At 52.2% G+C, this 6321-nt stretch carries 5 protein-coding genes and 1 pseudogene; 3 read left to right on the top strand and 3 right to left on the bottom strand.

The window, feature by feature from the left end:
• The 3 genes and pseudogenes from ABYT07_RS18010 to ABYT07_RS18000 all read left to right on the top strand — a co-directional run.
• A pseudogene (locus tag ABYT07_RS18010) lies at window positions 1-203 on the top strand (phosphomannomutase); the annotation flags it as partial.
• Between the two features lie 149 nt (window positions 204-352).
• Complete coding sequence (locus tag ABYT07_RS18005; protein ID WP_176250843.1) at window positions 353-1213, top strand: hypothetical protein; 861 nt, start codon at window positions 353-355, stop codon at window positions 1211-1213.
• Between the two features lie 80 nt (window positions 1214-1293).
• Complete coding sequence (locus ABYT07_RS18000; protein WP_176250844.1) at window positions 1294-2166, top strand: hypothetical protein; 873 nt, start codon at window positions 1294-1296, stop codon at window positions 2164-2166.
• Window positions 2167-2222: 56 nt separating this feature from the next.
• Here the strand turns inward: ABYT07_RS18000 and ABYT07_RS17995 are convergent, their stop codons facing one another.
• The 3 genes from ABYT07_RS17995 to ABYT07_RS17985 all read right to left on the bottom strand — a co-directional run.
• The gene (locus tag ABYT07_RS17995) at window positions 2223-3434 is read right to left on the bottom strand and encodes a PqqD family protein (RefSeq protein WP_372993402.1); all 1212 of its coding nucleotides are present in this window, start codon (window positions 3432-3434) and stop codon (window positions 2223-2225) included.
• A gap of 1008 nt (window positions 3435-4442) precedes the next feature.
• Window positions 4443-5678: a nucleotidyltransferase family protein gene (locus ABYT07_RS17990; protein ID WP_176250846.1), complete on the bottom strand. Its 1236-nt coding sequence runs from the start codon at window positions 5676-5678 to the stop codon at window positions 4443-4445.
• A 436-nt stretch (window positions 5679-6114) separates the two neighbouring features.
• On the bottom strand, window positions 6115-6321 hold a 207-nt coding region (locus ABYT07_RS17985), incomplete at its 5' end, for a hypothetical protein (RefSeq protein WP_372993401.1).

The raw sequence follows: 6321 nt of genomic DNA, 5'->3' as shown, positions 1-6321 counted from the left end.
TGAAGCAGTTTGATCTAACCGAGGCGGCGGTCGACCGCACCGACGGCTTGCGGATGATCTGCACAGGCGACCGCATCGTGCATCTGCGCCCCTCTGGCAATGCGCCAGAACTGAGGTTCTACGCAGAGGCTGACAGCCCCGAAGCCGCACAGGCCTTGCTGGATCAGGGCTTGGCCATCCTGCGTGCGCAGATGGTGGGGTAGCTCAAACGAGCACGCGGGATGGCACGAAATCGGGACACGTCCACTCCTTAACGCAATTGTCGCTATAGGTACGCGAGACGCGCTTTGACATTCGGTATAGCTTCGGTCAGGTAATATTGTAGGTGACCCATCTCCATAGGCCAGACCCGATGTACGAGAATGAAATGTGCTGTTTTGAATGGCGCGGTCATCGTGTGGTGTTGTCCGGATGCTCCCAAGAAATGTCGATGGAGCTTTCCGCGACATTAGCGCTGGAGCTTTGCCAATCCCATGATGGGGATATTATCGATATAGTCATATCTTACTCAGGTTCTGACATAGACGTTCGGTATAATCGATCTCGCGACCGTTTTAACAATCAACAAGACCTGCTAATCCATCTTGCCACTTTGGTCGCCGCTGCCTTTGTCGAGAAGGTCAACTTTCCTAATCGCTTACACGCAGCGGGTTTTATGCTGGGCGAAGGTGCTACGCTGCTTTCTGGCCCCGCATATTACGGGAAATCCAACCTGAGCTTTCTAGCCTGGTCGCGCGGCCACCAGATTTTGGGCGATGACTGGCTTTACTATTCCACCGACAGCCCCGAGGTCTCCCCACTTCCCAAGCCCTTAAAGCCGAGAGTACGCCCCGTTGATTTGCATGCCATGTCTGCGCTTTGTGCAAGCCGACCGCACACCTATGGTTCATTTCGGGGAGAGCACCGGCTTATGGTTGGGCGATCCGAGGGCTTTTACAACAACTGGGACCGACCAGTGCATGTCGACCATTTTGTTTTTCTCGAGAAGTCAGAAAGCGCAACCAGCCATATCGAAGCGATACGCGGTAGGGATGCGCTTCCCCTTCTTTTGGCGCAAACGTTGCTCGACGAAGCTACAATGACCTTGCAGGCTGTCACATTCGCGAAATCCTTGTTAGCTGCAGGCACACCTATCTATACGCTCAGCGTCGGCAGCGAGGCTTACGATGAGGCCTTCGATCTCATGGTTGGTGTTCTTTTGAAGGGGCACTGACACCATGGTTGTGGTAAAAAATTGCATGTAGGGTCGCAAATTTTGCTTTTTGTATTCGCTGACCATCACGGAGATTTCGCATGTTCACCGACCAAATCAATACAACAGACAAGATTGCGGGCCTATTGGATCGGTTGAGCGTATCACCCGGTCTAATCACTGTTCGCCCATCCCATGTTCTTTTTGGAAACCAATACATTTTTGGAATGTACGTTCCCCGCCCGGAATGGCGCACCCTTTCCGCAGTGGAAGCGGATTCGATGAGCCGCAAAGGTCTGCTTCAGGAAATTTCGCTTGTGCGCCTGGAACCGGCCGTGCTTGCGGCCCTTCGAACGGCCTCTGGTGCCATCGAATTGAGTGTATTGGAGTCTCCCGATGGCACAATGAGGCGAGGCGTGATCCCTCATGCCTTAGGGCAAAGGGTACTCGAACATCTGTTGGGTGAAAATATCCACGAGGCGCAGCTGGTTTCGTCGTTATTGCGACAGGTGGAGCCTGCCACCCACTCTGATGTCGAAGAAGACACGGGCACCGTGCCCCATGGATCGACCACGTTTTATCCGAATTCGGACAAGGCAATTGGGCTGCATCTGGATACTTGGGCGCATAAGCGCGATTTTATGCAGGGCGGTCGGCCCTTTCGCTGTATCGTCAACATAGGGTGGGAGCCGCGCTATGTGGCTTTTGTCAACGCGGCACCGGATGAAATTTCACAGATGATCTTGGACGCGAATCCCAGCATGGAGGCCGCGAAACTGCTGGAAGACAATCCGCAAGAGTGGGCGCAAAGATTTATGTCAGCAAAAGGTGATCATCCTGTGATGCGCCTGAAGATCTTGCCGGGCGAAGCCTATATCATGGACACCCACGCGTGCATCCACGACGGTTGGGCTGTCGATCGGACCTCAGCGGATATTTTTGTGATCCTGTCCTATATCAGGGATGCAGCATAGCTGGCTTGCAACTGCGTCATCAACTTTGGTTCCCAGCTGCGCAGCTGGGAATTTTACTACACTCGATCTGACGTATTTCGAATGAACCCATGCTCAAGAAATGCAGCAAAGAGAGCTTCGATTTCCGCCTCAATTTTGCTCGGAGGTTGATTTTCGAAGGCCTCCTTCATCAAGTCACAAGCCTCCGCCTTGGAAAGGCCAAACTCAAGCGCGTCCCAGAAAACTTGTGCCGTTTCATTCAGTGTCAGTACCCTATTGGTGTCCCGGGACAACAGGACCAGATCATCCTCAAAAGTTTCTGACAATATTTCACCTGCTCGAAAAAATACCGTGTTCTGATCCATAATTTCGTCCTTTTGTTTCTTGTGGTCCGACACCTTCGCCCACGGAAGCTCCTCCGCTTGCTCAATCACATAGTCCGCAAGTTCTGCGTCGCTGAACTGCAACCAAGCGAGAGGAAAAGCATACCGATCGTCCCAGATGCGATTTTCGAGGCAACGAGCCACGAACGCTATGCGGTCCAGACAGTAAGCACCCGAAAGTGCAAAGGAGCCAACCAGCAGCGACATGTGCAGTGGAATATTCAACGGCTCGGAGGCGGCTACGATTTCCGCCGGTTTCAGAAATCCGCAATGGGCAAGCGCGGCTGCAGATTCCCAACGTCTGTCACCGGCATTTGGAAATTTGGTCGCGGACTTTTCTGCCGCTTTGTAGACCTTAATCCAGTCTAGCGCGGTCGCCTTACCGATAGACGTATAATAGCGCGCTTTTGAAACAACCACGCCCCAATCATCGCTATCTTCCCCTATTGCCGTTTCGGCAATCTTTAGATTTCGCAATTCCTTGGCGTGTGTATGATCAGCGTCTTCGTAACCTGAATGAAATATGACGACCCCGCTCAGCACTGATACACGCGCTTCGGCGTGGGCAGAGGAAAGATGCAGTCTTTCGTGGATGCGCCCAGAAAAGCTCACTTCGTCCGACCGGCGATGACAGGAGGATCGCACGGAAGTAGTCTGGCCATCTTGTACTACGATTTGAACTCCGTAGATCGGATCCTTCAGGCTTTTGTGCTGCCCCGTTGGAAAAGAAAAAAGGAATTCATCGCTATCCAGCCAGAGAACATAGCGGTTCTTGCTGATTATTTGCCCCAGCAAGTTATTTCTGGCATTGGCGAAATGGTTGGTCCAAGGGACGGTATATACCGTCAGGTTCTGATCCGAAAACGGCGGTGTATCATCGACAGTTACCCCAAGGTGGACCTTCAATCCAAATCCAAGCGCCGATCGGACTGCACGCTCTGTTTCTTCCCAATTACCGTGCGATAGCAGGCATATATCGGGATCACCTTGCGGGAGTGGCCGATCAGCGGGATTAGTCTCCAACGGCATATGCATTTGCAGAGGCGCTATAGAGCAAAACTGCGGCCGGCGCGATCGTACCAGCCTTAGCAAGCCGTTGGATGAAAGCACGGCGCCGGATATTATCGATTTCGCGTCCAGGCGCACTACTCTTGAGTGCCTCATCATTCGTTTGATTGTCATCACGTTTGCGCATCGTGAACCTTCTTTGTGATTGCTAAATTGAGTTGCAAGCTAACCTGACGTCCCACACCGATGAAGTGCGACGTGAACTCTAGTAAACGAGCCAGCGCCGCATTCGAAAAAACCCACAAATGACTTGTTGCCTAGAGATGCACCAAGAAACCAAAGCAAGCAGAAAAACCTGTTAAATCTCCGACGCGTCGGCCACCAGCAGGATTAATCTCCGGCTGCGGCGGGCGTGGATGACGCGTTATAGAGCAAAGCCGCCGTCGGCGCTATTGCACCAGCTTTTGCGAGCCTTTTGATGAAAGCGCGGCGCCTTGGGTTCTCCGCTCTGTTATCGGGGGCAGTTTGCTGCACTTGACCATCAACTGATTGAGTGTCCTTGCGATCAGCCATGGAAGCATACCTTTCTGAAATTGAAGAAACGATGAAACCTTGCGTTGAGGAAATCAGCTCGCAAAAGCCATTCCGCTGGATGACGCGTCATGAAGCAATATAACTGCCGGAGCGATTGCACCCGCTTTCGCGAGGCGTTTGATGAAGGCCCGTCTTCTCGGGCACTCTATTCCATCGTCAGATGTTTTGTTCTGCGCCGGATCCTCATCAGTAAGATTTTTGCCTTGATTGTCCAATGCCATGCCTCGCTTTCAACTCAAAAAACCAGACCATTTCCCCCACGTAAAGTCAACGATCCGAAATGTGGACTGCAACGTCCTCACTCCGCAATGCTTACCATCCTGATCGCTTGGATCGATCAGACTCTAACTCTCCTATCAGTTTCATCACAATATTCCAAAATCCGGAAAGAAGACTCTTGGCTCCGGCCGTCTCACGCAAATAGTCTGGCAGATGAGGAAGTGCTTGTAACAGGCTATCGTCTGAGCGGCTCTCTCTGAAACGGCTCCATTCTGCAGAAATCCGCCCACTAAACCTTTCTGAGGCAAGGCGGCTCTTCAATGCGCGTATTTCAGTCTTATCGAAAGGAGTGCGACTTAGACGGGTCAGGACTTCGGGTGGGATATCAGCTTCCAACACATCCCTAAGGTAGCCCAAAGCCACAGTCATGATAATGGAGGAGCGCGTTCGTTCAGCGTTCGCAATCAAGCGGTCCCAATCAAAGGTTTTGTCGGCAGATTGCAAGATCCAATGCGCATCAAGCGCCCAACGCACGGGTGGGTGGAAATTCTGCGCGAGGCCATGCGCGCAGACCTGCAACAAGTGATCCTCAAGAGACAGTGTCCGAATAGTTGTGCCATTGACAATGTAGGTGGCCGTTCGTTCCCAGTAAATTTCGTCGGTTCCCGGCCAACTTGCATGGTGGTTGATATGCATGTGCAAGTCCAAGTCAAATTCATGATCAGTATGCGTCCATGAGATTCCATGACGAAACAATCGAGCAAGACTATCTGCAGACGCCGCATGTAGGGATTTTGGATGCCAACCAAGATCCTTAAGATGCGCTGCCGCACGATCGAAATCCGCCTCGCGGACCAGCATGTCAATATCACCGACACGACGACAACTAAGATGCGGATAGACGGTCGGTGCCAATGCGGCCCCTTTAAAGATCAAGAACTCCAGACCGAATTCCGCGAACTGCCGGGCAATCATCTGAAGCTGCCTCAAAAGTAGCTGATTGTTGAACGCATTTTGAACCCGCATAATTTTTAACTGCGGTTCTCTGGGGTCATCGATCAGTTTGGGCCCGAGCGAATAATGAATATGCGGCAACACCTGGTTTTGGGCGACGCTCGAGAAATCTATACTTCCCTGAGCCCTCTGAAAGGCGGCAAAGGCCTCCTTAGGTCCAAGAACGGCGGCCCGAAAAAGGTCATCTGGCAGCAACCCTCTCCAGACACGCAGTGCGGACATAAGCTTGGGGTCACGTAAATGGGCAGGCAGCAACCTGTCTATGCCGGCATTGCTTGGGATGTATTTTGGTGGGGGTATTAGATCTTTGCCCATCAGGCCTTTCTCACAACCCGAAATAGGGCAAAAGATTTCATATTGAACAACCGGATTTTGGAGTAGCCTCTCCTTAGCTGTGAGGTTTGAGGCTCAATTGAGCTTCATCAGTATTTCACTAAGACACTCGCCTTTGGGCGGTCGATAATCAAGAGCGGTATCGCATCGCTTTGAGTGATATCCCCTTCCTGCGCCTTTCTTGACCAAATTGAAGCCGTGACATGTCCAGCTTGCTTGTCCCCGCGCCTCTTTTCGCGACCCGCTTACTGTCGATGAGGTTCTGTCGAGCCGAATGGTTGCCTACCCGTTCCGCAAGCTGATGTGCTGCCTCGTGACCGACGGCGGTGGCATGTTCTCTCCTCCGGAACAGTCGTGCCGGGCAATACGGCCTGACCGGTCGCAGAACCGAGAACTGAACGTCAACTCCCGCCATGCTTTATACAATACGCTTTGTCGGACAGCCGATTTTGTGATTAATCCGTTGAACGTCTGACGATATTTTGTGGCAGGTAATCAGTTGCGTGCCGAATGGCCCCTTGGTGATCAATGCCGTGTCTGGCAAAAACAGTGCCACGTCTAACCCGACGAAAAAACCCTGCATTCCAGCTTGTGCAATCAGACCAGACAGGTCACGATTTGCGGC

This window comes from Sulfitobacter sp., from assembly GCF_041552635.1.
GTDB lineage: Bacteria > Pseudomonadota > Alphaproteobacteria > Rhodobacterales > Rhodobacteraceae > Sulfitobacter.
The sequence above is the reverse complement of the archived record's forward strand: the minus strand, read 5'-3'. Positions and strand labels throughout refer to the sequence as shown.

Bases quoted from the DNA above. Each gene is read 5' to 3' on its own strand.
- ABYT07_RS18005 (WP_176250843.1), top strand. From the start codon at position 353: ATGTACGAGAATGAAATGTGCTGTTTTGAATGGCGCGGTCATCGTGTG.
- ABYT07_RS18000 (WP_176250844.1), top strand. From the start codon at position 1,294: ATGTTCACCGACCAAATCAATACAACAGACAAGATTGCGGGCCTATTG.
- ABYT07_RS17990 (WP_176250846.1), bottom strand. From the start codon at position 5,678: ATGGGCAAAGATCTAATACCCCCACCAAAATACATCCCAAGCAATGCC.